The following is a 22,858-nucleotide window of genomic DNA, read 5'->3' as shown; positions in this document are numbered from 1 at the left end:
CGGAAATTTTTCCAAACTGATCCGCGTCAATATGATTTACCGGTGACGCACCGTTTCGCGCGGCTGGGGCGCCCGTTCGGGTTCAGGCCGCCTGAGCGAGCGCGTAACGACGACAATGTTCCAGATAGCCGGCCTCGTGGCTGGCGGTCAGATGGACGACGCTGTCCCAAAGCCAGGTGGGCGCGTCGATCTCCGCGCTCGAGCGCTGGGCGATGGCCTTGGACCAGTGCGCGCGATCGCTACGATCCATCTGGCGGGCATGCGCGACGCCGACGATATAGGCGAGATAGCGCGCAGCACGGGTCGCTTCGCCGCTCGAAAACTGGTCGATCTCCAGCTTGAGATCCTGCGGCATCAGTTCGCGCAGCACCATCGGCCGGTCGAGCACCTGCGTGGCCAGCATGCGCTCGCCAAGGTTGGGCGCGAGCGCCTGCGCGCCTGCGACCACCCGCGCCGCATGGTCGGACGGCATGGCCTTGGCATCGCTCGACGGCGCAATGGCGGCGACCGCTTCCTTCAGATCGATCAAGGCATATTCCGCAGGCGACTTTTTCGTGCCGCCGATCGCAAGCAGCGCCGCGTAGCGAAGGTTTCCGAGCGAGCTGCAACCCTTTTTCCAATAGGCAGCATCGACCAGGCGCGCGCGATCGTCCGCGTCGCGTCCGCTGAGCGAAAGGATCATGGCCGTCACCGCAGACGATTCGAACAGCGCCTCGAGCGCCGACTGCTCATCATCATCCAACTTCCAAAACTTCTTGCCCAACGGAAGCCTCGGTTCCACATCGTCGAGCCGCTCATCGGCGAGATGGCGCCAGCGGCGTCCCAACGCCCGTCGGCGTACCGCGCGCACGACATTGGGCTCAAGCGCGCGATCGTCGTCCCGGTCGGCCATTGCGTGGGAATAGCCTTCCACCATCTCCTCAATCATCCGCGCTGTCGTGACGCCAGGAAGGTCTGATCCGCGTGCAGCCGTCGCTAGGCTGAGGCCGAGCCGGATGAGATCATGCGCCGGATTGCCGATCACGCTTTGATCGAGGTCGCGGATCTGGATATCGACCTTGCCACCGGCATTGCCCACGGGTCCCAGATTGCCGAGATGACAATCTCCGCAAATCCAGATCGCGGGTCCTTCGGGCAGATGCCGGGCCAAGCCAGCCTCCGCCAGCCAGTCGTAGAATTTGGCGGTGTTGCCGCGCACATAGGCGTGGGTAGACCGCGCCATCTTCAGCGCACGGCTTTGTTCGAGTTCGCGCAGACGGTTGTCGCTCATCCGGTTCATTGCTGTTCCATTGCCAGAATATGGCAGAGAAACGCGCCAAAAGAGGAAAATGGCTCATCGCCTAAGCGCTGATTGGTCAATTCCGAACAAATTTAGTTGAGGAATAAAAGTTTCACGACGATTTTTTCAAAATCAGTTATTTCAAATGAAAAAATGCGCATCTTGCAGCACTCTTCGTTTAGACAGCAAATAATTTCAATATCAAAGTAACATTATTGATTTTTAGCGCGATCGTCATTGTTTGGTCTACGACAGTGTTCGCGCAATGCCCCATGTCGACTAATGCGGTGCCGCCACCCAAGCCCGCCATATCAGCCGATATTCGATATCCAATCGGGACGTCCGCTCGCCCTTGAATCCCTCGTACGGCAGCATAAGCGCAATTGCTGGCGAAATTCTCGCGGGGGTCATGTCTAAGAACCGTTACGCCTTCGATCAGAAGTGCCGCGTCGCCGCGATCAAGGGCGCAGTCGCTGTCGAATTCTAGAGACCGATGCGCGGCTGTCGATTAATATCCTGCCTGATGCCGTTTATTCGTCTTTTGCGTGCATCCAGTTGACCTTGAAGACGGCCAAGGAAGCAGACTTTCCCGCCAATCGGCCATTTTTCGAATCTAACGAGAACGAGCAGATCACCGATACTGATCATGTGCAGTCCGTCGTTGATTCCTATCAAGATGGGGTTCGGCACAGCCGTTGACGATTTCGGCGCCGGCTATGCGGGGCTGGGCCTTCTAGCCAAGTTTCAAACCGACTATATCAAGCTTAACATGGATCTATTTCGTGGTTGGAACGCGAGCATGCTCCGCCGGCTGATCACCCGCAACCTGTGTTCGAAGACGTTGAACCCAGCCTGTCAAGTGGCCCATCTCGCTGCAAAGGCTGTTGACGCGAGAAAGCTCGAAGGTTGCGGCGAGGTGGGCGGAGGGTCGCATACGCCCTCCTCGATATAGCGCAATGCCGACTGCAGCCCGCTTCGGGAAAAGGGCTTTGGGATGACGCCATGTCCACCCGCGAAGTCATCGGGGATCTTTTTGGGATTGGCGGTGACGAAAATGATGAAGGTTTCAGGCCACCGCCTCGTAATCAGCCGGGCCACGTCGAGGCCGCTGGTTTGTCTGGCAAGCTGGACGTCCACGAAGGCGAGGTGCGGGGCAAGCGTATCGGACAGCGCCTGGACGTCAAACAGCGACGCCGCTTCCGCGACGACATGATGCCCGACATCTTCGATCATCGCCTCGATATCCATGGCGAGCAGGGCTTCGTCCTCGACGATCAGGACGGAAAGCGGCGGTTGGGGACGATGCAAGATTAGTTCTCCACGGGAAAAATGATGCGCACTTGCGTTCCCGGATTGGCCGATATCCACTCGGCACGAGCCCCCACTTGCCGCGAAAGACGCTTTATCAGGACTTGGCCCAAGCCATCGACGGTGCCCACGGCAGACATGCCCGGCCCGTCATCCTCAATAATGATGATCGCCTCACCCTCGGATTTTCGCGCCGATATGCTGAGCGTTCCCGGCCTTCCATCGGCAAAACCGTGCTTGATCGCATTCGTCACAATCTCGTTGAGGACAAGACCAAGCGCCGCCGCATTGCCTGATGGGATTTCGATCGGTTCTATGTCCGTTGCGGTCCTGATGTCATCGCGGCCGCTTGAACCGACTACGTCCGCGACCAGGTTCTCGGTGAAGGCGCCGACGTCGAATTTCGACACATCGTCCGACTGATAGAGGCGGCGGTGTACGGTAGCGAGAGCATCGATCCGCTCGAGCATCGCCTCGATCTTCGCCGTAATCGTCGGATCGTTGATGGTGCGGGCCTGCAAACGCAGCAGGGAGCCGATCATCGTGAGGTTGTTCTTCACACGATGGTCGACCTCATGCAGCAAGAGCGTCTTGGCTTCGAGCGCTTCATTGAGCTCTGCCGTTCGGCGTTCGACCTCCCGTTCGATCTCGTCATGCCGCCGGTGAATTTCCGTCTGCGCGTCGACACGCGCGGAAACATCGAGCTGGGAGGCGAAGAAAAACTGGATATTCCCGGCATCGTCGCGCACCGGGCTAAGGTACAAAGCGTTCCAGAAGGTCGAGCCGTCCTTGCGATAATTCAGGAGGTCGATCTCGATATTGGCGCCCTGGTCAATTGCGCTTTTTATTCGTGCGACAGACTGTCGGTCCGTACCTGGCCCTTGGAGAAAACGGCAATTGCGGCCGACGATTTCTTCCCGTTCGTAGCCGGTCAGGGCCTGAAACGCCTTATTGCAGAAGATGATGGGATTATCGGCCTGTGCGGGATCGGTGATGACCATCGGCATGCGCGTAGCGCGAACGGCGGCTGCGAAAGGGTCGCCCCGGCCCAGGTCATGCTTGATCGCCTCGGTCAAATGCCAGTCGTCGCGCTGCTCCACCCCATCTCCTTCCTGCGACAAAAGGCCGCGCTGCTAAAAGAGTAACCTAGGTTTTTCCCGAACGTTCCTATCGTTTCGGCTTGCAGCCAAAACTGCGCGTTTCGCGTGATCGCGGGCACTGATTTCATCTGATCGCGGGCAGCGATTTCACGGGAAGCCGGGCACCTATTTCACACGATCGCGGGCACTGATTTCGCGCGATCGCGGGCAGGCATGACCAACGAACTGCAGTTACTCCGCCTCCTGAAACACAGGAGGATTGGAATGCCGACAGGACGTTTGACCATGCGCCGTATTCGCGACGTTTTGCGATTGAAGTTTGCCCAAGGGCTGAGTGAGCGGGCGATTGCGTCCTCGCTTGGGCTTGGGAAAGGGAGTGTGGGCACGTACCTGCGGCGCGCCCGGGATGCTGGACTGGGCTGGCCCCTGCCGGAGGGGCTGGATGATGACAGCCTTGAGCTGCTGCTATTCCCGAACGCTTCAGACGTGGCCGATCCAGACCGGCCAGTTCCGGATTGGGCCGTAATTGATCAGGAACTGCGCAAGCGCGGGGTCACGCGCATGTTGCTGTGGCAGGAATACCGGGCACAGCACCCCCACGGATTTGGCTACACATGGTTTTGCACCCACTTTGACGCGTGGAAAGGCCGTGTACGGCCGAGCATGCGGCAAACGCATGTGGGCGGCGAAAAGGTGTTTGTCGACTTCTCCGGCGACACGATCGAGATCGTTGACCCGGCAACCGGTGAGGTGAAAGCGGCCAAGCTGTTCGTCGCAGCGATGGGGGCCTCAAGCTATACCTACGCCTTGGCTGTTGCCAGCGAAGGGCTGGAGGATTGGATTGCGGCCCATGTGGGGATGTTTGCCTATCTGGGCGGTGTGCCGAAGGTGGTCGTACCCGACAACCTGAAATCGGCTGTGATTAAGCCGGACCGCTATGATCCCGGCTTGAACCGGACCTATGCTGAAATGGCCGGGTACTACGGCACAGCAATCCTGCCGGCGCGCGTGCGAAAGCCAAAAGACAAGGCCAAAGTCGAGGTAGCCGTGCAAGTCGCCCAGCGCTGGATCCTGGCAAGGTTGCGCAATCGCAGGTTCTTCTCACTAGCCGAGCTGAACACTGCCATCCGGCCATTGCTCGACGAATTGAACATGCGCGTCATGCGTGACTATGGCGCCAGTCGCGCTGATTTGTTCGCCACATTGGATCGTCCGAACTTGCAGCCGCTGCCCGCCGATCCCTATGTCTTTGCGCGCTGGAAACGGGCCCGTGTCGCCCCCGATTATCACATCGAGGTAGATCGCTGCTGGTATTCTGTGCCGTTCAACTTGATCCGGCAGGACGTGGACGCGCGGGTTACTCATGCCACGGTAGAAATCTTCCATCGTGGCAAACGCGTCGCTAGCCATCTGCGCGATCCCGGACGGCGTAGTCATGTCACGGCGGCCGAGCATATGCCGTCGGCGCACCGCCGCTATGCCGAATGGTCCGCGACGCGCATTCTGAACAGCGCCGCAAAGCTGGGGCCCTCCGTGGCTGCGTTTTGCGATATCGTAATGCAGGACAGGCCGCACCCCGAACAAGGCTTCCGAACCTGCCTGGGCGTGCTGTCGTTGGCCAAAAGCTTCGAGCCCCGGCGGATCGATGCCGCATGCCGCCGGGCCGTCGCCATCAAGGCCCGATCGGTCGCATCCATCCGCTCGATCCTGAAGACCGGTCTTGATCAGGCTTTCCTGGAACCAGACCCCGAAGAGCTGCCGCTGCAACACCGCAACATCCGCGGCCAGAACTATTACCACTGACAGAGGAGATTACTGTTGCTGTCCCATCCCACTTGCGACCGTCTGGAGGCTATCGGGCTTTCCGGTATGGCAAAGGCACTTCATGAACAGCGGCGCGTTGGCGCGACGTTTGAAAGCCTCAGCTTTGAAGAAAGGCTGGGATTGCTCGTCGATCGCGAAGCTGCAGAGCGTGACGCCAAGAAGCTGGCTACGCGGTTACGTTTTGCCGCCCTGCGCCACGCGGCCTGTGTTGAAGATATCGACATGCGCAGCCCTCGCGGCATTGATGTCGCGGTGATGGCGCATCTGATCGATGGCAGCTGGATCAACCGGCACGAAAATTTGCTGATCACAGGGCCAACAGGGTTGGGCAAAAGCTGGATCGCCTGCGCACTGGGCAACAAAGCTTGCCGTGATGGTCGCCGGGTTGTCTATCATCGCGTGCCCCGCCTGTTCCAGATGTTGGCCATAGCCAAAGGCGACGGACGACATGCCCGCGTTCTCAAAGCCATCGAACGTACGGAACTGCTCATCCTTGATGATTGGGGGCTCTCAGTCCTGACGGCAACAGAGCGACGCGATCTGCTGGAAATCCTCGACGATCGACAAGGTCGGGGCTCCACCATCGTCACCAGTCAGCTTCCGGTGGATCAATGGTTCGAGGTTATCGGCGATCCCACCCTGGCAGATGCGATCCTCGACCGCCTGGTCCACAACGCTCACCGCCTAACCCTGAGCGGCGACAGCATGCGAAAAAAGATGAGCACCATGAAATTGCTTGACCAAAGCCTTCAGCCCTGACTCAATAACACCCGTTGGCCAGCCTGCCCGAGGGCGCGAAATGGCTGCCCGCGATGCCGTGAAACGCGTGCCCGAGATCGCGCGAAATCACTGCCCAACTTCCGCGAAATGCGCAGCCAAAACATCCTAATCGGGTGAAGTATCGCCATCACCTGAACCCGGCGCAGCGCTGCCTTTCATCGATGATTGACAGATGGCACAGCCTTGCCATTTGGCGCTTCACAGGCGCTCTAGTTGCGCTGCTCGTTATGCTTCCCCGCCCGAGCCTGCCGACTTGTCGCCTTCATCGATCAGATCGCGAACCTTGTTCGCGATCGCTTCAATGCCAAAGGGCTTGGTGATGACATGCATGTCCTGACCCAAGAGGCCATTGCCGACCACGGCATTTTCGGCATAGCCCGTGATGAACAATATCTTCAGTCTGGGGCGGTGCACCCGGCCGGCGTCGGCGACCTGGCGACCGTTCATTCCGCCCGGCAAGCCGACGTCGGTGATCAGGAGATCGATCCGCAGGTCGGACTGCAGCACCTTGAGCCCGCTGGGGCCGTCCGCCGCTTCGATGACATGATAACCTCCGTCGGTAAGGACATCGACGATGAGCGAGCGAACCGAGGCCTCGTCGTCGATCACGAGCACCGTTTCGCCATGGCCGCCAAGTTCAATTTGCGTCGGCTCCGGCTCCGGCGTTTCTGTGACAGCGCCCATATAGCGGGGCAGATAGAGGCACATGGTCGTGCCGGCGCCGACCTCGGAATAGATCCGGACCTGTCCCCCGGACTGGCGCACGAACCCATAGATCATCGAAAGGCCCAGGCCCGTACCTTCGCCGAGGGGCTTGGTCGTGAAGAAGGGATCGAAAGCGCGAGCGATCACCTCAGGCGTCATGCCCGTTCCGGTGTCGCTTACGCACAACGACACATATTGGCCGGGCGGCAGTTCGCGATCGCGCGCCATACGTTCATCGAGCCATTTGTTGGCCGTTTCGATCGTCAGCCGGCCACCGTCCGGCATGGCGTCCCGGGCGTTTATGCACAGATTGAGAAGAGCATTTTCGAGCTGGTAGCGATCGACCAATGTCGTCCACAGCCCGCCGGACCCGACTACCTCGATCTCCGCCGATGGGCCCACGGTACGGCGCAGCAGATCCTCCAGCCCTGCGACCAGCTGATTGATATTGACGGGCGTGGGATCGAGCGTCTGCCGCCGCGAAAAAGCGAGCAGCCGCTGCGTCAGGGCAGCGGCCCGTTTTGCCGCACCTTGTGCCGTCTCAAGGTGGCGGCTTAGCGCCTCCAGTCGGCCCTGCGAAATGCGCAGTTCCAGCAGTTCGAGATTGCCAAGGATTCCCGCCAGCAGATTGTTGAAGTCATGCGCGATGCCGCCGGTCAGCTGCCCGACCGCTTCCATCTTCTGACTCTGGCGCAAGGCCTCTTCGGCAGAGGCCAGCGCCTCGGCCGCTTCGGTCTCGGTCGTGATATCGCGTCCGAACAAATAGAGCATCCCACCCTCAGGCACCGTGGTCCATGCGAAGCGATGTTCGCTACCGTCCCGCGCCCGAAAAACGCTTTGTGATTCGACGACCTTTGCGTCGGGTTGGGCAAGCCTTCCCAATCTTCTCTTCGCGGCGTCCTGCTCCTCGGCAACATATTCCAGAATATTGCGGCCGACCGTATCGGCCTCGGTCCATCCAAGCACCTTCGTCCAGGACGGATTGACGGCGTTGATGATGCCTTCGGTCGTCGTCACGACCTTGACGATCGGGGAGATCGCCCAGATTCGTTCCCGGTCGCGGGCAAGCTGGCGTTCCCGGGTGATGTCGCGCGCGACCGCGTGGATCCGGCCTGAATCCGGCACCGCATTCCAGTCGAGCAATCGATAGTTGCCGTCCCGACAGCGATAGCGGTTCTCGAAGGACAGGGTGGTGATGCCTTGCGCCAGCTTCTCAACCTCGGTCGCCGTGCTGGGCAGATCTTCGGGATGGACAAACTCGGCCAGCACGTGGCCGATCATCTCGTCTTCCTGCCAACCCAGGAGCCGGGTGGCCGAGGGGTTGACCGATCGGATGATGCCGTCAAAATCGCAAACCAGCATGAGGTCCTGGCTCAGCGACCAGAGGCGATCGCGATCGCGCCGTTGCGCCGAGAGCGCGTCGATCGTGGCCAGCGCGCCTGCGATCTGAACGGCGATCAAGCTCGCAAAATCCCGGGTGACATCGTCGAGGATGCGGTAGGGATTGAGGCCAAGCACCAGGGCACCGATGGCTTCTGGCTCCCCTGGCTGCTCGACCGCAAGCATCAAAGCTTCGCGTGGGGGGATCTGCCATGGTCCGGTCGGCAAATCAGGCTTCAAGTTTTCAAAGGCGATCACCTTTTGCTTCTCGCCTCTTTCAATGTCGGCAACGGGCCAAAACGCTGTGTCGTCGGACCCGGGATAAGGTCTGTCGGTCAATTCGAATAAGGTCAGATCGGCGAACGGAAAGTCCCGGCCATCGTGAGCAAAAACATCATGAACTGCTTGCGTCACATCCGATCGGCGTTGCGCCTTGAGCAACGCCGCGGCCAGATCATTCAGCTGTTTGATCCGTCGTTCGCTGATGACCCTGTCGGTTTCCTCGCTGACAACGCACATCAGTCCCTCGACAGCGCCGGCGCTGCCGGTCAACGGGCTATAGGAGAATGTGTGGTAGGTTTCCTCCAGATAGCCGTTGCGCTCGAGGAGCAGCAGTAACTGCTCGTCCCAGGTCGCGACGCCATCGTTCATGACGGAGAATATGCGGTCTTTGACGTCCTCGAACACTTCCTTCCAAACCTGCGACATGGGCTGGCCGAGCGCGGTCGGATGCTTGGAACCGAGCGTTGGAATATAGGCGTCATTATAGAAGAAAGTGAGGTCCTCTCCCCAGCCGAGCCACATGTCGAAACGCGACAGAAGCATGAGCCGGAGCGACGCCTTCAGTCCGTCTGGCCATTGATCTGGCGGTCCTAATCGCGTGGCTTCCCAATCATGCGCACGCATGAAGGCGCTCATCTTGGACTCGCCAGGAAAGATGTCGGAGAGGCAGCCTGTCATATTCCCCCTACTGCTTGTCACAAGACTGCAGCTAAGCGGTAATGACTTCAGTCGCCTTAGGTTCCTGCCGATGGGACACTGGACGCTTGAGGTCTGTCGGATCGACCTGATCCGACGCAACGCTATTGCCGCCGGGCTGGGAAGACCATTGGCCGCTTATTCGACCTGTGAGCGCGCCTCCATTGCGGCGCGTAATAATTCCCGCGCCGTGATTTCCGCAGCGTCCGGGGTTAGGGCGATGGCAATCCCGTCGGGCCCGTCCAGCAGGACCTGCCCTTTTTCCGCTACGGCTTTTCCGGCGTCAGAATAAGGCTGCTGGGTCATGTCGATCTCCACCTGATAAGGAGCGAACGACACGGACCCATCAGTGTTCCGTCAAAGAATCATCGATGAAAAGATAGTCGGCGTTGAATTCGGTGAGCCGATAGAGCGCGGGTGGGTCAATAAAAGTCACTTGATGGGCTCGCACCGTCAGCAGGTCGCGCTCGCGCAATTCCCTCAGCATGCGGTTGACGTGGACGGAAGTCAGACCGCAGGCTTCGCCGAGATCAGCTTGGGTCACGGGAAGGTGGAATTGCCTGCCATCACTCATCCCAACGGCGCGCAGCTTCATCTCGATTTCGCAGAAGAAATGGCCAAGCCGCTGGATCGCATCGAGGCGGCCGAGCCGAAATATCCACTCGCGGTGCATCGCCGCGTCCAACAAGGTGCTGAACCATAGCAATTTCGCCATGCCGGGTCGCTCCGCCATGATTTCGTCTAGTCTGTTGTGGGGTACCTGGGCGATGGTGCAGGCGGTCATGGTCGCGACATCATGATCCAGGCGTTTGAGCGGATAAGCATGGAGGTCGACAAAGTCGCCCGGCACATGAACGGCGATCAACTGCCTGTACCCCTCACGGTCGTCCTTGTAGCGACACATAAAGCCATCGACGAGGTAGGTGCTCATAGATACCGGATCGCCCTCGCGTATCAGCATATGACGAGGAGAAAGCGCGCTCATTGGACCTGCCGCCTGCTCCAGGGCAGCGAGATCCGCGTCTGTCAGCTGATTGCGGCGGCGACCGAGAAGAAACTTATCGAACGTCATTAGCGCCCCCCAAGAAAACGGCGTAGCACGCAATTCATAGGGGTCTGGTTGCCCGCAGCAAGGACGTTTATCTCCGACGCCGCAGGTTATTCGGCACCATCTACGAACCGTATCACGGTCCGGCAAAAGGTATCGTTGCGGCCCGTATCTTCGAGCGGCCGGAACGAGTTATGCTCTCTTGCACTTTTCCTCGCCATGAAGAGTGTCACTTCGGATGGTGGAAGCCCGAACCGTCGGTGCGGTAGGACGGCGGCGACCTTTGTACACAGGTCGGAATCGCAAAGGCGCGCGACGGCGCAGCCTTCGCTAGGTTTGTGCTGGGTAATCCCAACCGCGCCCGTCTCGTGAAGATCGCGACCTTTAATGTGAACGGGGTCAACGGGCGGCTTCCGGTGCTGCTGCGATGGCTCGAACTGGCGCAACCGGATATAGTCTGCCTCCAGGAGCTGAAAGCGCCCGACGAACGATTTCCGGAGAGGGCGATCCGGGACCTTGGCTATGAAGCAATATGGCACGGGCAGAAGAGCTGGAACGGCGTCGCGATCCTGAGCCGTGTCGGTGAGATTCATGAGACCCGCCGGGCTCTTCCGGGCGATCTCGACGACAGCCATAGCCGCTACATCGAGGCGGCGGTCAATGGCGTGCTGATCGCAGGCCTGTACCTCCCTAACGGCAATCCGCGTCCCGGGCCCAAGTTCGATTACAAGCTTCGCTGGTTCGATCGGTTGCACGACCATCTCTCCGAGTTGGTCGGATTAGATGCGCCGGTCGTCATCGCCGGCGACTTCAATGTCATGCCGACCGATCTCGATGTCTATGCGCCCGGGCGCTGGCGCGACGATGCCTTGTTCGCGCCGGAGGTCAGAGCCGCCTATGCGCGCCTCTTGGAGCAAGGCTGGACTGACGCGCTGCGCGCGCTGCATCCCGGCGAGCCGATCTACAGCTTCTGGAAATATTGGCGGGATTCCTTTCAGCGCGATGCGGGCCTGCGGATCGATCATATCCTGCTCAACAAGCCGGCGGCGGCGCGACTGGTGGCAGCCGAAGTCGATCGGCGTCCGCGTGCTTGGCAGAAGACCAGCGATCACGCGCCCGTCTGGATCGAGCTTGCCGACAGGCCAAAGCGGACACGCAGGCCCAAGGGAGATGCATAATGGAGATCGCGACCTTCCTGCTTGCCGAGAATGACTGGGTGCCCAACAATGTCCGCCTTCCGGTCATCCTCTATCGTGGCGTCGAGAACGGGCCGTGCGAGACGATCGCCAAGGCGTTCGAGGACCGGTTTGCCCTCAATGGCTGGCCGCCCAAATGGCGCGATACGATCTTCGGCTATCACCATTATCATTCGACGTCGCATGAGGCGCTCGGAGTCGCCGCGGGGAATGCGACCCTCGAGTTGGGAGGGCCTGGCGGCCGGACGGTCGAAGTAACCGCGGGAGATGTGCTGCTCCTTCCGGTCGGTACCGGTCACCGCCGCATCAGTCAGAGCAAGGACTTCCTCGTGGTCGGCGCCTATCCCGACGGGGAGGACTGGGACATTTGTCGCTCGGCTCCGGACAATGCAGCGAGACGCCGCATTGCAACGCTGAAGGTCCCCGAGCGCGATCCGATTGGGGGTGGGGAGGGGCCGATGACAACCGCCTGGCCGTGCTGATCCGGACAATCGACTTCAATGACCCTGTGGGGAGGTAGGTCTGGAGGATAGGGAGACAGGCGCCGATCAATCTCGTTCCGGTTCGCCCTGATCGCCGTCGAGAGCGGCATACCAATGCGCATAGGGCGTCGTTCGGGCCATATGACGATTGAGGTCGGGCGCGCCATCCGTCCACCAGACCGGTCCTCGCTCGCCTAGCGCCCGTTTTGCCTCATCCACTGCAGCGTGCGCGGCATCTCCCGCCTCTTCGTCCCCCGAGCGCTTGGCAGCGCCCACCTTTCGCCGTGCCGCCATGAGGGCGCGGACGAAGGTCGCGCGCCTGTCCTCGCCGAGATCCGGGTTGGACATGCGCCAGAGCCGTCCGCGCACGACGAAATAGCGCCCGTCCGGCGTAACGGGATGGTGGCCAACGCGTCTGGCCGGATCAGCCATGCGGAATTCTCGAAGCGAGAGAAGCCTGAGCGGCTGCGCGAACCGCGAGCCAGCGATCCCGTTCAGCCACGGCATCCGGCAGGGCCCGGTGTGCTGGCACATGATCGTCGCGCACCTCGGTCAACGCCAGAATGTTCGCGACTTCGCGTTCGATGGCCGCGCCGGGACGGTGAGGAGCAAGGATTTCACGCGCGGTCTCATGGAGCAGGTCGTCGCTATCCTGAAGCCGTAGTGCGTGGCGCGGCAGGCCTGCGGCTCGCAGCAATGCGCTCAGCCATTTGCCATCCCAGGACGGTGCACTCGCGTAGAGCGCGTGACCGCTGAGCGCGACGAGCATCTGCTGGGCGACCACCCCGTGGCTCGTGCCTTCGGCGAGGAGTGTCTCCCGTTCGATGCCGTGGATCGCTTGCGCGCTTTCGTCCCAGTCGGTCCAGCCTGCGGCCGGTTTGATGAGATAGGACGTGGTGCGCCCGTCTTCGAACACCCAGGCGACCTCGATCGGATAGCTGTGTTTGCCAAGCGACGAGGCTTCGAGGTCTAGAAAGACGATCATCGTCTCAAAACCACTGCGCGGGCCAGCACGTTCCGGAGCCGCGGATCGGGTTCGCCGGGCAGAAGCGCGGCGTGGGGAGATTCCAATGAATTTACGTTGGGACGAAGCCGATGACGACATGGCGCGTTGGGCAGCTGAAGGAGACTGTCATGGCCCCCGAAGACGAAAATGACCGCCCGTTTCCCGCGCCCGAGCAGGACGAGGGAAATCCGCCCGAGCCGGAAAAAGGCTCGCCCGTCCCGAGTGACCTCGAACTGGAGGAGTTGGACAAGGAGATCGAGGCGGAAGGCAATCCCGCCGATGACGAAAACGAGAATGGTCTTGCGGCCGAGACCAATGTCGAGCCTGGAAGCTAGATCAGCATTCATAGTGACGAAGATCGGCAGCGGGCGCACCGACCGATTTCAACAACCTTAGTTTCGAGGAGCACGATATGTCAGAAAGAACAGTAAGAGACCTCGCCGAGAAGATGAAGGATATCGACTTCGCAATGCTCTCGACCCACGGTCCGGGCGGCACCATCGGGTCGCGGCCGATGAGCAATAATCGCGACGTCGACTATGACGGCGATAGCTGGTTCTTCACGACCGACGATACCCAGATGGTTGCGGACATCGCCAGCGACCCCAAGGTCGGCCTGAGTTTTCAGGGAAAAGCCGGCATGCTGGGGCTTCGGCCCTTCTTCATCGCCATCGAAGGGCAGGCGGAGCTGATCCGCGACAAGGCCAGCTTCGAGGCGCACTGGACCAAGGATCTTGATCGCTGGTTCAAGCAGGGCGCCGATACGCCAGGTCTCGTGCTGATCAAGGTCCACGCCACCAGCGCACATTATTGGGACGGCGAGGAGGAAGGCGAAGTCCTGATCGACCGCAGCGCGTTCGTCGGCGGACCCTGATCATCTGACGGTGCCACGGACCCGTTGCGGGCCATTACCGTAACTGGCTGTCCTTGCTGCCGCGGCGATTGATGCCCGAATAGGTGGGGCGTTTGTCGCGTCCTTCCTGACAAGCAACGCAGGTACGTGCGCCAGGCAGGGCGCGGCGTCGGGCTTGCGGAATGGGCTCGCCACAATCCTCGCAATCCACGAGGCCCGGCCCCGAGGGCAGGCGCGCTCGTGCGCTCGCCAGAGCGTCCTTCACGCTGTCGTCGATCTGATCCTGAACCGCGCCATCGGGCGCCCAGCCATTGGCCATGTTTGCAACTCTCGCGAAACTCCTGCTCACCGCCGATATAGGGCGCGGGCACTCTCATTTCATCGGGTGCCGTCAGGGCGGGGCACTCCTGCCATGCCACCATTGGTCCTGAGCTGGCGCACGATCCCGTTATAGGAGGCATGCAATCCCTGGCTTCGGCCGATCTCGTCGTCCGATCCCGCACATTCCCAGAATGTCACCAGCCATTCGTCGGCGCAAAGGCCGCGCAGTACCCACAGGGCAAGGGCGACGCCGCGCGTCTGCGCCTTGCGCTTGTCCGCCGCCGCCTCGCGCAGCACGTTAAGTGCGCGTTCGACCGTGCCGCCGGTCCGCGCGTTCGCGTCAATGGAAGTCATGGCTGCGGATACGCACGATCTCTTCTCGTTCGGCGGCCGTACCGAATGGCGCCGACGCCAATGTTCGGCCGCGCGGTATGCCCGGATCGCGCGGGTCGGGTCCGCCCCCATGGGTCGCACCATCGCCGCGTCCCGGCATGACGCTGAAATCCATGCGTCCGATGGAGCGCAGCATATCGTCATGATCGGTGATGCGGTCGCAGATGATATGGATGACCTCGCCTTCCTTCTGGAGGCGCCCCCGCATCGCGATCATCGAGGCGGACATGACCTGGCGGCGGTAGATCTCGAAGCGGTCAGGCCAGAGGATGCCTTGCGCCACCCCCGTCTCATCCTCGATCGTTACGAACAGAACGCCCTTGGCCGAGCCCGGCCGCTGGCGGACAAGGATCACGCCGGCGACCTCGACATTGCGGCCTTCGCGCACGGTCGTAAGATCCGCGCATCTGACGATACGCATCTCGTCCAGTCGGGCGCGCAGGAATTGCAGCGGATGGCCGCGCAGCGAGAGCTGCAACGCCCGATAATCCTCGACCACCTCACGGCCCGCCGTCATCTTGGCAAGCGTCACGTCCGGTTCCAGGCCTTCGGGCGAGAAGCCTTGCTCCCGCGCGTCGGCCGCCGCGAACAGCGGCAGCGGCGCTTCGCCCAGGCCTTTGACCTTCCAAAGCCCCTGGCGCCGGTCATGGGCAAGGCATTGGAAAGCATCGGCCTCGGCCAGCCGCTCGATCGCGGCGCGCGGCACGCCGGCCCGGCGCCACACCTCCTCGATGCTCTCATAGGGAGCGGGGCCGCGCGCCGCGACGATCGCCGCGCCATGGATGTTGGCAAGGCCGCGCACCTGCCGGAGGCCGAGACGGACCGCCTTGTATCGGCCTCTAGTCTCCTCGAGCGAGCAGTCCCAATGGCTGTGATTGATCGAGACGGGCCTGACTTCGACGCCATGGTTGCGCGCATCGCGCACGATCTGCGCGGGCGCATAGAAGCCCATGGGCTGGGCGTTCAGAAGCGCAGCGCAGAAGACGTCGGGATGATGATGTTTCATCCAGCAGGACGCGTAAGCGATCTTGGCGAAGGAGGCCGCGTGGCTTTCGGGAAAGCCGTAGGAGCCAAACCCCTCGATCTGCTTGAACGTGCGCTCGGCAAAGTCCTTGGGATAGCCGCGCGCGACCATTCCGCCCACGAGCTTGTCGTAGAAGTGGCTGACGCCGCCGGTGAGCTTGAAAGTTGCCATGGCGCGGCGAAGCTGGTCGGCCTCCTGCGGGCTGAACCCCGCGCCCACGATCGCGACCTTCATCGCCTGCTCCTGGAACAGCGGCACGCCCAATGTCTTTTCGAGCACGGCGCGCAGTTCCGGCTTGGGATATTCGGGATTTTCCTTCCCCTCGCGCCGGCGAAGATAGGGATGGACCATGTCGCCCTGGATCGGCCCGGGGCGCACGATCGCGACTTCGATCACGAGATCGTAAAATTCCCGCGGCTTCATGCGCGGCAGCATCGACATCTGCGCGCGGCTCTCGATCTGGAAGGTGCCGAGCGTGTCGGCCTTCTGGATCATGGCGTAAACGTCGGGGTCATCGTCCTGGAGATCCGCCATCGTGACGCGGATGCCCTTGTCCTGTTCCAGAAGGTTGAACGCGCGGTTCATGCAGCCGAGCATGCCAAGCCCCAGCACATCGACCTTCATGAACTTCAAGGCGTCGATATCGTCCTTGTCCCATTCGATGATTTGCCGGTCTTCCATCCGCGCGGGCTCGATCGGCACGAGATCGTCGAGCCGATTCTGCGTCAGTACGAAGCCGCCGGGATGCTGCGAGAGATGGCGTGGCGTGCCGATCAGCTGGCGCGCCAGGTCCAGGGTGAGCTTCAGGCGATGATCCTCGGCGTTGAGATTGAGGCTCTCGATCTGCTCTTGCGGAATGCCATCCATGCTCCAACCCCAGACCAGACCCGTCAGCATCTTGGTCAAGTCGCGCGGGAGCCCGAGCGCCTTGCCGACCTCGGCGACGGCGCCGCGCGTGCGATAGCGGGTGACGACGGCGGTCAGGGCCGAGTGGTCGCGACCATAGGTCTCGTAAATCCACTGGATGATCTCCTCGCGGCGCTCATGCTCGAAATCGACGTCGACATCGGGCGGTTCGCGCCGCTCGCCCGAGACGAACCGTTCGAACAGCAGCTCATGCTGGATCGGATCGATCGACGTGACGCCCAGCAGATAGCACACGCAACTATTGGCAGCCGATCCACGCCCCTGGCACAGGATACCGCGTCGCCGGCTCTCGGCGACGATCGCATTGACCGTCAGGAAATAGGGCGCATAGCCGAGCCGTTCGATGAGGCCGAGCTCATGGTCGATCTGGTCGCGATAGCGCTTGGGGACGCCGTCGGGGAATTTGACCTCGGCCGCCTGTCTCGTAAGCGCAGCGAGAGCCTGCTGGGCGGTTCGCCCTTCCATCACCTCCTCATAGGGATATTGATATTGGATTTCGCCAAGATCGAAGGTGCATTGCGCAGCGATGGCGGCGCTGGCTGCGATCGCGTCGGGGAAAGCGGCGAAACGGCGTTCCATCTCCGCGGGCGATTTCAAGTCACGATCCATGAACCGCTCGCGGCGGAAACCCAGCTCGTCGATGGTGCACTTCTCGCGGATCGCGCTCATCACGTCCTGCAGCGGACGTCGTTCGGCGCTGTGATAGAGGATGTCGCCGGTCGCAACCGACCGTACGCCGCTTACGCGCGCAAGGACATCGAGCCGGTGCAGCCTCTCGGCATCGTCCGGACGACGGCGCAGCGACAGCGCGCAAAAGCCACGCGGCCCGAATATATCGCACAGGTCGCGAAGATGGCTGCCCGTGATGTCGCCGGGCATATCGGGTACCAGGATGCCGACCATATCTTCAGAATGGGCAGCGACGTCCGCCCATTCGAGCAGGCATTTGCCCTTGCCGCCGCGTTTCTTGCCGATCGAGAGGAGCCGCGTCAGCCGCGACCAGGCCGGGCGCGATCGAGGATAGAGGAGCAGCGCGCGACCATCGACCAGATCGACCCGGCTCCCCGCGATCATCCGGACCCCGGTCGCCTTCTGGCCATCCCATCCGCGCACGACGCCCGCGACCGTTCCCCAATCCGCCAGGCCCATCGCGGAATGTCCACGAAGCGCCGCGGCGGCGAACAGCTCCTCGGGCGAGGACGCGCCGCGCAGGAACGAGAAATGGCTCGTCACCTGAAGTTCGACATAGGACGTTTGCGGCGCTGCCATCAGCCGAACATTCCGTGCATATACCAGCTGAGGTCGCCGGTCTCAGCCTCGACGCCGTCGCCGCGGCGAAACAGCCAGAAGCGCGCGCCGCCTTCCGCCTCCACCCGAAAATAATCGCGCACCGCCCACATTTCCTGAGGCGATCGCCACCACTCGCCATGGATGCGCTCGGGCCCGTCGCCGGCGACGACGCGGTAGCTTTGACCGCGCCAGACAAAGCGGCGCGGCGGATGATCGGGCAGGAGCGCAACGACATTGGCAAGCGGCTCGGGGCGCTTGAGCAACCGCACCGGGCGTTTCCAGCCCGGCCATCCGGTGGGCGTGGCGAGCGGCGACACGCGCCGCATCGCCCGTTCGGGCACGTCGCTCTCGCGCGATGAGAGTCGGAACAGCGCCGACACGCCCGCGCGCGTGCCGAGCTGGTCGACGAGCGGCGCTATGTCGCGGGTCTTGCCCGAGCTCTCGAGAAGCGCGCCCGCGGCCTGGGCGCCGAGCGGCTCATGATAGGGAACGGCAAGGTGCATCGCCTCGATGCCAAGGCCGGGGTCGAGTTCGCTGATCTTAAGCGCGAACATGCGCTTCAAATGCCGCTCGTCGCGCGTCGCCCGGGAGGCGCCGATGCCAAGGCGTTGCGCTTCGCCGTCGACCCGGTTGGCGATGAGCAGAACCGCACGTGCGCCAAGCCCGCGCGTGCGGAGCAGGACCACGAGATCGTCGACAAGGTCGGTGATCACCTGGGCGATGCTTTCGGGCGTGCCGATAGGTTCGAGCAGATGGCGTGTCACCCGCGGCGCCTCGGCGGGCACGACCGGGACGATTGGCTCGGCGAGACTGCCTCTTGCCTGGTCGAGGCGATCGACCGTCGCAAGACCAAGCCGGCGCGCGAGCGGGCCGCGCGGCATGGGATAGAGATCGGCGATGCGCTCCAACCCGAAACGGGCCGCCGCGACCAGGGCTTCGGGTTCGAGCCGGAGCGCGGCGAGCGGAAGGTCGGCGATCGCCTGGGCCTCTTCGCCGGGCGCCAGCAAGGTTATCGGGCGGCCGCCGAACCGCGCCAGCGCATGCGCGGCGCCGGGCGTCCCAGCAACCGCGATCCGGGCCGTGAAACCCAGGCGCTTCAAGAAAGCGAGCAGCCGCCGGCAGAAATGATCTTCGCCCCCGAACAGGTGCGTCGTGCCGCTGAGATCGAACCACAGCCCGTCGAGCCCCGATACGCTCGCCGTCGGCGTCCATTGCCGCGCCGCGTGAAGGGCAAGCCGGTCGAGCCAGGCGCGATCGGCGTCCGGCTCGGCGTCGCGGACGTCGAGATCGGCAACCAGCGCACGGGCATGAGCGGCAGCCATGCCGGGCAGCAGGCCAAGTTCGAGCGCGCGCGGGGAGGCGGCCGTGATGATATCTTTCTGACCGCTCCGGGTGACGAGCACGGTCGGCGTGCCCCACCATGCCGCCCAACTCGGCGCAGCGGCCAGCGTGCCGCTGTGCCCGTCGTCTGATCGCATCGCTTTGAAGGGATGTTCTGCATGCTCACTGCGCCTGCCCATCTCGCGCATTGTCGGCCTTTGATGGGCCGGCAAGGCCTCCATGTCGGACCGCGATGGCCGACGTCCCAGCGCGCCGTCCCGCGCCCAGCGCGCGCCGGGGCGCCAGCCGCCACCGCGCGGGACGGAGCAGGCGCCCGGATCATCGTCGATCGGCTCTGGAAAGCGCAGCGCGTTCGCCGGCGGCGCCTCAGGCAGCGTTGCTGGCCGCTCGTTCCCGCGCAATCGCTCGATCGGCAATTGCGGCAGGAAGAGCGAGGCGACCCTTTGCATCGCAGGCCTCCAGCTCGAGAGAAAAGGGATCGCCGTTCCGCTGCCGGACAAGCTCGACCTGCCAGCGCGGCCGCCCAACCCCGGGCCAAGACAGGCGCTCGGACGCGAGGCAGCCGATCCGCCAGCGCGTCATGGCCGAGGAGGGCAGGGAGAGCGGACAGCGGTCGCGCGATCGATGCCGCCGATAGAGCAGCATCGGTGTCTGTCCGTCGGAAGCGGCGAGCTGCAGCCGGCGCGTCGCGGTCATGTCGGCGGCCTTCACCTCCGCGATCACGCAGGCCATGGCGCCATAACGCAGAGCATCTTCGGCCATCGCCAGCACCACGCTGTCCTTGTGGCCTTGCGCATAGAGGATCTGGCCGGGATCAAGCCCCACTTGCTCGAGACCCGGCGCATAGAGATCGAACGCCGTCATGGCCCAGAAGACGTCGCTCGTCGCCTTGGCGGCAAAGCGTGCCGCTATGCCGGCCGCGAAAAGGGTGGCGGCCGCGTCATCGCTCAATGTTGCCGAGGCAGCGGCGATCTCATGGAGACCGGTACCGTCAAGTCCGCCATCGGCGAGTCGTGCGTCTATTTGAGGCAGACCAAAGTCCAGCGCAGGCCCACGCGCAGCCCGCGCCCGCACCAGATCCGCGCGCAGCGCGGACAGGTCGGCCTGGAATGACGGCGTAGCGGAGGGCAGGGCGATAGACATGAAGGGCACGACTCAAATGTTCCCTTTATGTTCCACCTCTCATCGTTTGGGGTCAAGTGGGGCCCGGGCTATTTTGGTAAGCGAACAAAAGCGGTGGAACCAGCCGCTGTCCAACGGGTTTAGCCGATTCTGGACGCGACGCCCCCCGTTCGTCGCGCCGGCTCCCATAGAGGCCTTGTCGGTTTGAACCGGCGAGGCCTTTTTGCTGTTCGACCTGGAATGGCTTCAGCATTACTGCTCGAGGAGCCTTAGCGTAGCGTCGTCGCGCTCGCCGTCATACCATCGCTCGATCGCGGCAGCCAAAAGCGGGCTAGGGCGAGCCTGCTCGAACAGCGTCAGAGAGGAGCGCAACTTCATGGCGTCCACCAACCCCATCACCGCCACGGGATCTCTGGTCGACAGCCCCTGCAGCGCCTCCACGCAGGCGCGATAGCGCGCACCGAGCACCGGGTGAGCGTCATAGGCCCGTGCTTCGCCGAGCGAGACGATGCCGTAAAATTGAGCAATCGGACTGCGGCCAAGCGCCTTGAGCTGTGGAAAGATGAACCACATCCAATGCGATCGCTTCGACCCGGCGCGCAATTCGGCGAGGGCTCGGGGATAGACCTCTTCCTGGGCCGCAACGAAACGGTCGAGGCCTTCCTTTGGCCAGTCATAGCAGCGATGCCTGTGCGGGCGGCGCGCCATGCACCTGTGTGACGGGAAGGCTGCCCTTGGGCAGCCAATGCAGAATATCTTTGGCCGGCACCGCAGGGTCGAGCCAGTCAGCCCATTGATCCCGTCGCAGGGGGATGATCTGCCGATGATGATAGGGCGAGACGTCGGGACCCGCATCCATCGTCAGCATCGTGAAGGCCTCGCCGGCCGCGTCGGCGCGCCAGATGCCCGCGATGCAGAACCAGTCATGATCCTTCATCGTGAACAGCCATTTATCCAGCCGCTTCTGCTTGGGATCGGCGGGATCGGTGAACTCATAGAAGCCGTCGGCGAGGATGAGGCAGCGATGCGAGGCAAAGGTTCGACCCTCGGAGCGGAAATTATAGACCGGGCGGCCGTTCTGGCCGGGCCAGCTCCAGCGCCGACTGACGAGTTCCCCTATTCCGCGCTCCCCCTCGACCGACCGGACGATGGGGCCCATGTCGGTGATCTTCACATCCTCGCGCGCGGCGACGTTGGGCGCTCCTTCCGGCATCTTGATCTTAATCTTGAGATCCGCAAAGTCTTCGACGATCGATGCGATATCTATGAGCAGGCGATAGTCGTTACACATGTTGGTGGTCCTTGTCCGCCCTTGTCCGAAACGCTTGTTCCTTGTATGTTCCTTTTCATGGACTCGAAAGCCACCCCCTTTGATACCGAGGCGCCGCTCGACGATCGCCGGGCCATCATCCGGCGACACCCCGAGGATCCAAGCGAAATCGAGATGGTGGAGGCGACATGGGGTTCAAACCCCCAGTTCGCCGATGGAGTTTCTTATCGGTTCGCGCGCGCGGAAGGACGGCGCTTTCCTGCCCAGCGTTGCCTGATCCCGGCTTCGGAATTCCATATCCGCAACGACGAGCGCCGGTTTCGCGTGACGCTCGACGGCGGCAATTTCTTCTATCTCGCCGGCATATGGGAGCCGGCGATCGGCGAGTGGCCGCTCAGCTACCGCGTCATCACGGTGGACGCGAACCCGGAAGTGATGCGCTATCAGGAACGGCAGGGCGCCATCATTCATCGCCGGCAGGTCATGCAATGGCTGGATTTCACGGTTCCCGAGATCGATTTGCTGCAAACGCCGCCTGCCCGCAGTTTCCTGATCGAAGAGATCAATCCCAAGCCGGTGCAAACGTCTCTGGCGCTCTGATCCATCATGTCGATGCTTCCACTCTTTTCCGGTAATGATCAGGCCGAGTTGTTCGGCGCGGCTGTGCTGCCGGGCTTCGCCAGCGCCGACGCCTTCCTATCCGTTGCCGAGGAACGCGCGCTGATCGCGCGCATCGACCATACGGACCTTTCGCCCTTCCGTTTCCAGCAATGGACGGGAAAGCGGCTCACCCATAGCTATGGCTGGAGCTATGATTTCGAAAATGGCCGCTTCGCGCCTGCCGATCCGATACCGGACTGGTTGTTGCCGATCAAAGCGCGCGCCGAGGCGTTCGCAGGGCTCGCGCCGGGGGAACTCGTGCAAGCTTTGTTGATCCGCTATGATCCCGGCGCCGGCATTGGCTGGCACAAGGACAGGCCGGTGTTCGAGCATGTCGTGGGCATTTCGCTTGGAATGCCTGCGACGATGCGGTTTCGCCGACGGGCGGATGGTGCTTTCAAGCGTTCCAATGCGTCGTTGGCGCCGCGGACCATCTATCATCTCTCCGGAGCGGCGCGGCACGCTTGGGAACATAGCATCGTTGAGATGGCCGAAACCCGATGGTCGATAACATTTCGGAGCCTGGCGCTGAAATGAGCCGATAAAGCCTCTATCGGTTCATCCGCCGTCC

General features: G+C 62.3%; 23 protein-coding genes. 8 read left to right on the top strand and 15 right to left on the bottom strand.

Annotation, left to right across the window (positions count from 1 at the left end; all coding sequences use genetic code 11):
* Nucleotides 1-82 precede the first annotated feature (82 nt).
* The 3 genes from SBA_RS15625 to SBA_RS15615 form a co-directional block, all read right to left on the bottom strand.
* Nucleotides 83-1,270, bottom strand: a complete 1,188-nt coding sequence (locus tag SBA_RS15625; protein WP_261935078.1) for a DUF2252 domain-containing protein — start codon at nt 1,268-1,270, stop codon at nt 83-85.
* 864 nt (nt 1,271-2,134) lie between these two features.
* Nucleotides 2,135-2,512, bottom strand: a complete 378-nt coding sequence (locus SBA_RS15620) for a response regulator (RefSeq protein WP_261936756.1) — start codon at nt 2,510-2,512, stop codon at nt 2,135-2,137.
* Between the two features lie 77 nt (nt 2,513-2,589).
* Nucleotides 2,590-3,687: a PAS domain-containing protein gene (locus SBA_RS15615; protein WP_261935077.1), complete on the bottom strand. Its 1,098-nt coding sequence runs from the start codon at nt 3,685-3,687 to the stop codon at nt 2,590-2,592.
* A gap of 264 nt (nt 3,688-3,951) precedes the next feature.
* On the opposite strand from SBA_RS15615, the gene istA reads away from it, so the two are divergent.
* Together istA and istB are read left to right on the top strand one after the other, a co-directional pair.
* Nucleotides 3,952-5,490 carry an IS21 family transposase gene (gene istA, locus SBA_RS15610; protein ID WP_007200412.1) on the top strand — a complete coding sequence of 513 codons (1,539 nt, stop codon included), beginning with the start codon at nt 3,952-3,954 and terminating at the stop codon, nt 5,488-5,490.
* A gap of 15 nt (nt 5,491-5,505) precedes the next feature.
* Nucleotides 5,506-6,270 carry an IS21-like element helper ATPase IstB gene (gene istB, locus SBA_RS15605; RefSeq protein ID WP_006956108.1) on the top strand — a complete coding sequence of 255 codons (765 nt, stop codon included), beginning with the start codon at nt 5,506-5,508 and terminating at the stop codon, nt 6,268-6,270.
* A 246-nt stretch (nt 6,271-6,516) separates the two neighbouring features.
* Here the strand turns inward: istB and SBA_RS15600 are convergent, their stop codons facing one another.
* The 3 genes from SBA_RS15600 to SBA_RS15590 form a co-directional block, all read right to left on the bottom strand.
* Nucleotides 6,517-9,201: a hybrid sensor histidine kinase/response regulator gene (locus tag SBA_RS15600; protein WP_261936755.1), complete on the bottom strand. Its 2,685-nt coding sequence runs from the start codon at nt 9,199-9,201 to the stop codon at nt 6,517-6,519.
* Nucleotides 9,202-9,492: 291 nt separating this feature from the next.
* On the bottom strand, nt 9,493-9,660 hold the full coding sequence (locus SBA_RS15595; protein ID WP_261935076.1) for a hypothetical protein: 168 nt from the start codon (nt 9,658-9,660) through the stop codon (nt 9,493-9,495).
* Between the two features lie 40 nt (nt 9,661-9,700).
* Nucleotides 9,701-10,426 (bottom strand): Crp/Fnr family transcriptional regulator, encoded by a 726-nt coding sequence (locus tag SBA_RS15590; RefSeq protein ID WP_261935075.1) that lies wholly within the window; start codon nt 10,424-10,426, stop codon nt 9,701-9,703.
* Nucleotides 10,427-10,770: 344 nt separating this feature from the next.
* On the opposite strand from SBA_RS15590, the gene xth reads away from it, so the two are divergent.
* Nucleotides 10,771-11,580: an exodeoxyribonuclease III gene (xth, locus tag SBA_RS15585; RefSeq protein WP_261935074.1), complete on the top strand. Its 810-nt coding sequence runs from the start codon at nt 10,771-10,773 to the stop codon at nt 11,578-11,580.
* Nucleotides 11,580-12,080, top strand: coding sequence for a cupin (locus SBA_RS15580; protein ID WP_261935073.1), 501 nt, complete (start codon nt 11,580-11,582; stop codon nt 12,078-12,080). Before xth ends, SBA_RS15580 begins: the two co-directional genes overlap by 1 nt.
* 66 nt (nt 12,081-12,146) lie before the next feature.
* Here SBA_RS15580 and SBA_RS15575 read toward each other — a convergent pair whose 3' ends face one another.
* On the bottom strand, nt 12,147-12,512 hold the full coding sequence (locus tag SBA_RS15575) for a hypothetical protein (protein WP_261935072.1): 366 nt from the start codon (nt 12,510-12,512) through the stop codon (nt 12,147-12,149).
* Nucleotides 12,505-13,065, bottom strand: a complete 561-nt coding sequence (locus tag SBA_RS15570; RefSeq protein ID WP_261935071.1) for a 3'-5' exonuclease — start codon at nt 13,063-13,065, stop codon at nt 12,505-12,507. Before SBA_RS15570 ends, SBA_RS15575 begins: the two co-directional genes overlap by 8 nt.
* A gap of 149 nt (nt 13,066-13,214) precedes the next feature.
* Here SBA_RS15570 and SBA_RS15565 point away from each other — a divergent pair, with 149 nt between their 5' ends.
* Nucleotides 13,215-13,421 (top strand): hypothetical protein, encoded by a 207-nt coding sequence (locus tag SBA_RS15565; RefSeq protein WP_261935070.1) that lies wholly within the window; start codon nt 13,215-13,217, stop codon nt 13,419-13,421.
* Nucleotides 13,422-13,498: 77 nt separating this feature from the next.
* Nucleotides 13,499-13,960 carry a pyridoxamine 5'-phosphate oxidase family protein gene (locus SBA_RS15560; RefSeq protein WP_261935069.1) on the top strand — a complete coding sequence of 154 codons (462 nt, stop codon included), beginning with the start codon at nt 13,499-13,501 and terminating at the stop codon, nt 13,958-13,960.
* Nucleotides 13,961-13,994: 34 nt separating this feature from the next.
* On the opposite strand, the gene SBA_RS15555 is transcribed toward SBA_RS15560, so the two are convergent.
* The 7 genes from SBA_RS15555 to SBA_RS15525 all read right to left on the bottom strand — a co-directional run bounded on the left by SBA_RS15555 (nt 13,995) and on the right by SBA_RS15525 (nt 21,648).
* Nucleotides 13,995-14,258, bottom strand: a complete 264-nt coding sequence (locus tag SBA_RS15555) for a DksA/TraR family C4-type zinc finger protein (protein ID WP_261935068.1) — start codon at nt 14,256-14,258, stop codon at nt 13,995-13,997.
* A 59-nt stretch (nt 14,259-14,317) separates the two neighbouring features.
* Nucleotides 14,318-14,614 carry a hypothetical protein gene (locus SBA_RS15550; RefSeq protein ID WP_261935067.1) on the bottom strand — a complete coding sequence of 99 codons (297 nt, stop codon included), beginning with the start codon at nt 14,612-14,614 and terminating at the stop codon, nt 14,318-14,320.
* On the bottom strand, nt 14,601-17,873 hold the full coding sequence (locus SBA_RS15545; RefSeq protein ID WP_261935066.1) for an error-prone DNA polymerase: 3,273 nt from the start codon (nt 17,871-17,873) through the stop codon (nt 14,601-14,603). Before SBA_RS15545 ends, SBA_RS15550 begins: the two co-directional genes overlap by 14 nt.
* Nucleotides 17,873-19,684 (bottom strand): DUF6504 family protein, encoded by a 1,812-nt coding sequence (locus SBA_RS15540; RefSeq protein WP_315975778.1) that lies wholly within the window; start codon nt 19,682-19,684, stop codon nt 17,873-17,875. Before SBA_RS15540 ends, SBA_RS15545 begins: the two co-directional genes overlap by 1 nt.
* Nucleotides 19,602-20,378, bottom strand: coding sequence for an ImuA family protein (locus SBA_RS15535; RefSeq protein ID WP_261935065.1), 777 nt, complete (start codon nt 20,376-20,378; stop codon nt 19,602-19,604). Before SBA_RS15535 ends, SBA_RS15540 begins: the two co-directional genes overlap by 83 nt.
* 231 nt (nt 20,379-20,609) lie before the next feature.
* Entirely contained in the window at nt 20,610-21,065 is a 456-nt protein-coding gene (locus tag SBA_RS15530; protein WP_261935064.1) for a DUF1810 domain-containing protein, read from the bottom strand.
* Nucleotides 21,031-21,648 carry an SOS response-associated peptidase gene (locus tag SBA_RS15525; protein ID WP_261935063.1) on the bottom strand — a complete coding sequence of 206 codons (618 nt, stop codon included), beginning with the start codon at nt 21,646-21,648 and terminating at the stop codon, nt 21,031-21,033. Before SBA_RS15525 ends, SBA_RS15530 begins: the two co-directional genes overlap by 35 nt.
* A 45-nt stretch (nt 21,649-21,693) precedes the next feature.
* Here SBA_RS15525 and SBA_RS15520 point away from each other — a divergent pair, with 45 nt between their 5' ends.
* Together SBA_RS15520 and SBA_RS15515 are read left to right on the top strand one after the other, a co-directional pair.
* A complete protein-coding gene (locus tag SBA_RS15520; RefSeq protein WP_261935062.1) occupies nt 21,694-22,227 on the top strand; it encodes an SOS response-associated peptidase family protein in 534 nt (177 codons plus the stop codon).
* Nucleotides 22,228-22,233: 6 nt separating this feature from the next.
* Nucleotides 22,234-22,824 carry an alpha-ketoglutarate-dependent dioxygenase AlkB gene (locus SBA_RS15515; protein ID WP_261935061.1) on the top strand — a complete coding sequence of 197 codons (591 nt, stop codon included), beginning with the start codon at nt 22,234-22,236 and terminating at the stop codon, nt 22,822-22,824.
* Nucleotides 22,825-22,858 lie beyond the last annotated feature (34 nt).

The sequence above is a fragment of the Sphingomonas bisphenolicum genome, from assembly GCF_024349785.1.
GTDB lineage: Bacteria > Pseudomonadota > Alphaproteobacteria > Sphingomonadales > Sphingomonadaceae > Sphingobium > Sphingobium bisphenolicum.
The sequence above is the reverse complement of the archived record's forward strand: the minus strand, read 5'-3'. Positions and strand labels throughout refer to the sequence as shown.

Excerpts from the sequence above, each read along its gene's own strand:
- SBA_RS15545 (WP_261935066.1), bottom strand. The coding sequence starts at position 17,873 with ATGGCAGCGCCGCAAACGTCCTATGTCGAACTTCAGGTGACGAGCCAT.
- SBA_RS15535 (WP_261935065.1), bottom strand. The coding sequence starts at position 20,378 with ATGTCTATCGCCCTGCCCTCCGCTACGCCGTCATTCCAGGCCGACCTG.
- SBA_RS15595 (WP_261935076.1), bottom strand. The coding sequence starts at position 9,660 with ATGACCCAGCAGCCTTATTCTGACGCCGGAAAAGCCGTAGCGGAAAAA.
- SBA_RS15570 (WP_261935071.1), bottom strand. The coding sequence starts at position 13,065 with ATGATCGTCTTTCTAGACCTCGAAGCCTCGTCGCTTGGCAAACACAGC.
- SBA_RS15600 (WP_261936755.1), bottom strand. The coding sequence starts at position 9,201 with ATGCTTCTGTCGCGTTTCGACATGTGGCTCGGCTGGGGAGAGGACCTC.
- SBA_RS15550 (WP_261935067.1), bottom strand. The coding sequence starts at position 14,614 with ATGACTTCCATTGACGCGAACGCGCGGACCGGCGGCACGGTCGAACGC.
- SBA_RS15565 (WP_261935070.1), top strand. The coding sequence starts at position 13,215 with ATGGCCCCCGAAGACGAAAATGACCGCCCGTTTCCCGCGCCCGAGCAG.
- SBA_RS15525 (WP_261935063.1), bottom strand. The coding sequence starts at position 21,648 with ATGTGTAACGACTATCGCCTGCTCATAGATATCGCATCGATCGTCGAA.
- SBA_RS15575 (WP_261935072.1), bottom strand. The coding sequence starts at position 12,512 with ATGGCTGATCCGGCCAGACGCGTTGGCCACCATCCCGTTACGCCGGAC.
- SBA_RS15620 (WP_261936756.1), bottom strand. The coding sequence starts at position 2,512 with ATGATCGAAGATGTCGGGCATCATGTCGTCGCGGAAGCGGCGTCGCTG.
- SBA_RS15520 (WP_261935062.1), top strand. The coding sequence starts at position 21,694 with ATGTTCCTTTTCATGGACTCGAAAGCCACCCCCTTTGATACCGAGGCG.
- SBA_RS15590 (WP_261935075.1), bottom strand. The coding sequence starts at position 10,426 with ATGACGTTCGATAAGTTTCTTCTCGGTCGCCGCCGCAATCAGCTGACA.
- SBA_RS15530 (WP_261935064.1), bottom strand. The coding sequence starts at position 21,065 with ATGGCGCGCCGCCCGCACAGGCATCGCTGCTATGACTGGCCAAAGGAA.
- SBA_RS15555 (WP_261935068.1), bottom strand. The coding sequence starts at position 14,258 with ATGGCCAATGGCTGGGCGCCCGATGGCGCGGTTCAGGATCAGATCGAC.
- SBA_RS15560 (WP_261935069.1), top strand. The coding sequence starts at position 13,499 with ATGTCAGAAAGAACAGTAAGAGACCTCGCCGAGAAGATGAAGGATATC.
- SBA_RS15540 (WP_315975778.1), bottom strand. The coding sequence starts at position 19,684 with ATGCAAAGGGTCGCCTCGCTCTTCCTGCCGCAATTGCCGATCGAGCGA.
- istA (WP_007200412.1), top strand. The coding sequence starts at position 3,952 with ATGCCGACAGGACGTTTGACCATGCGCCGTATTCGCGACGTTTTGCGA.
- SBA_RS15580 (WP_261935073.1), top strand. The coding sequence starts at position 11,580 with ATGGAGATCGCGACCTTCCTGCTTGCCGAGAATGACTGGGTGCCCAAC.
- SBA_RS15625 (WP_261935078.1), bottom strand. The coding sequence starts at position 1,270 with ATGAGCGACAACCGTCTGCGCGAACTCGAACAAAGCCGTGCGCTGAAG.
- SBA_RS15515 (WP_261935061.1), top strand. The coding sequence starts at position 22,234 with ATGTCGATGCTTCCACTCTTTTCCGGTAATGATCAGGCCGAGTTGTTC.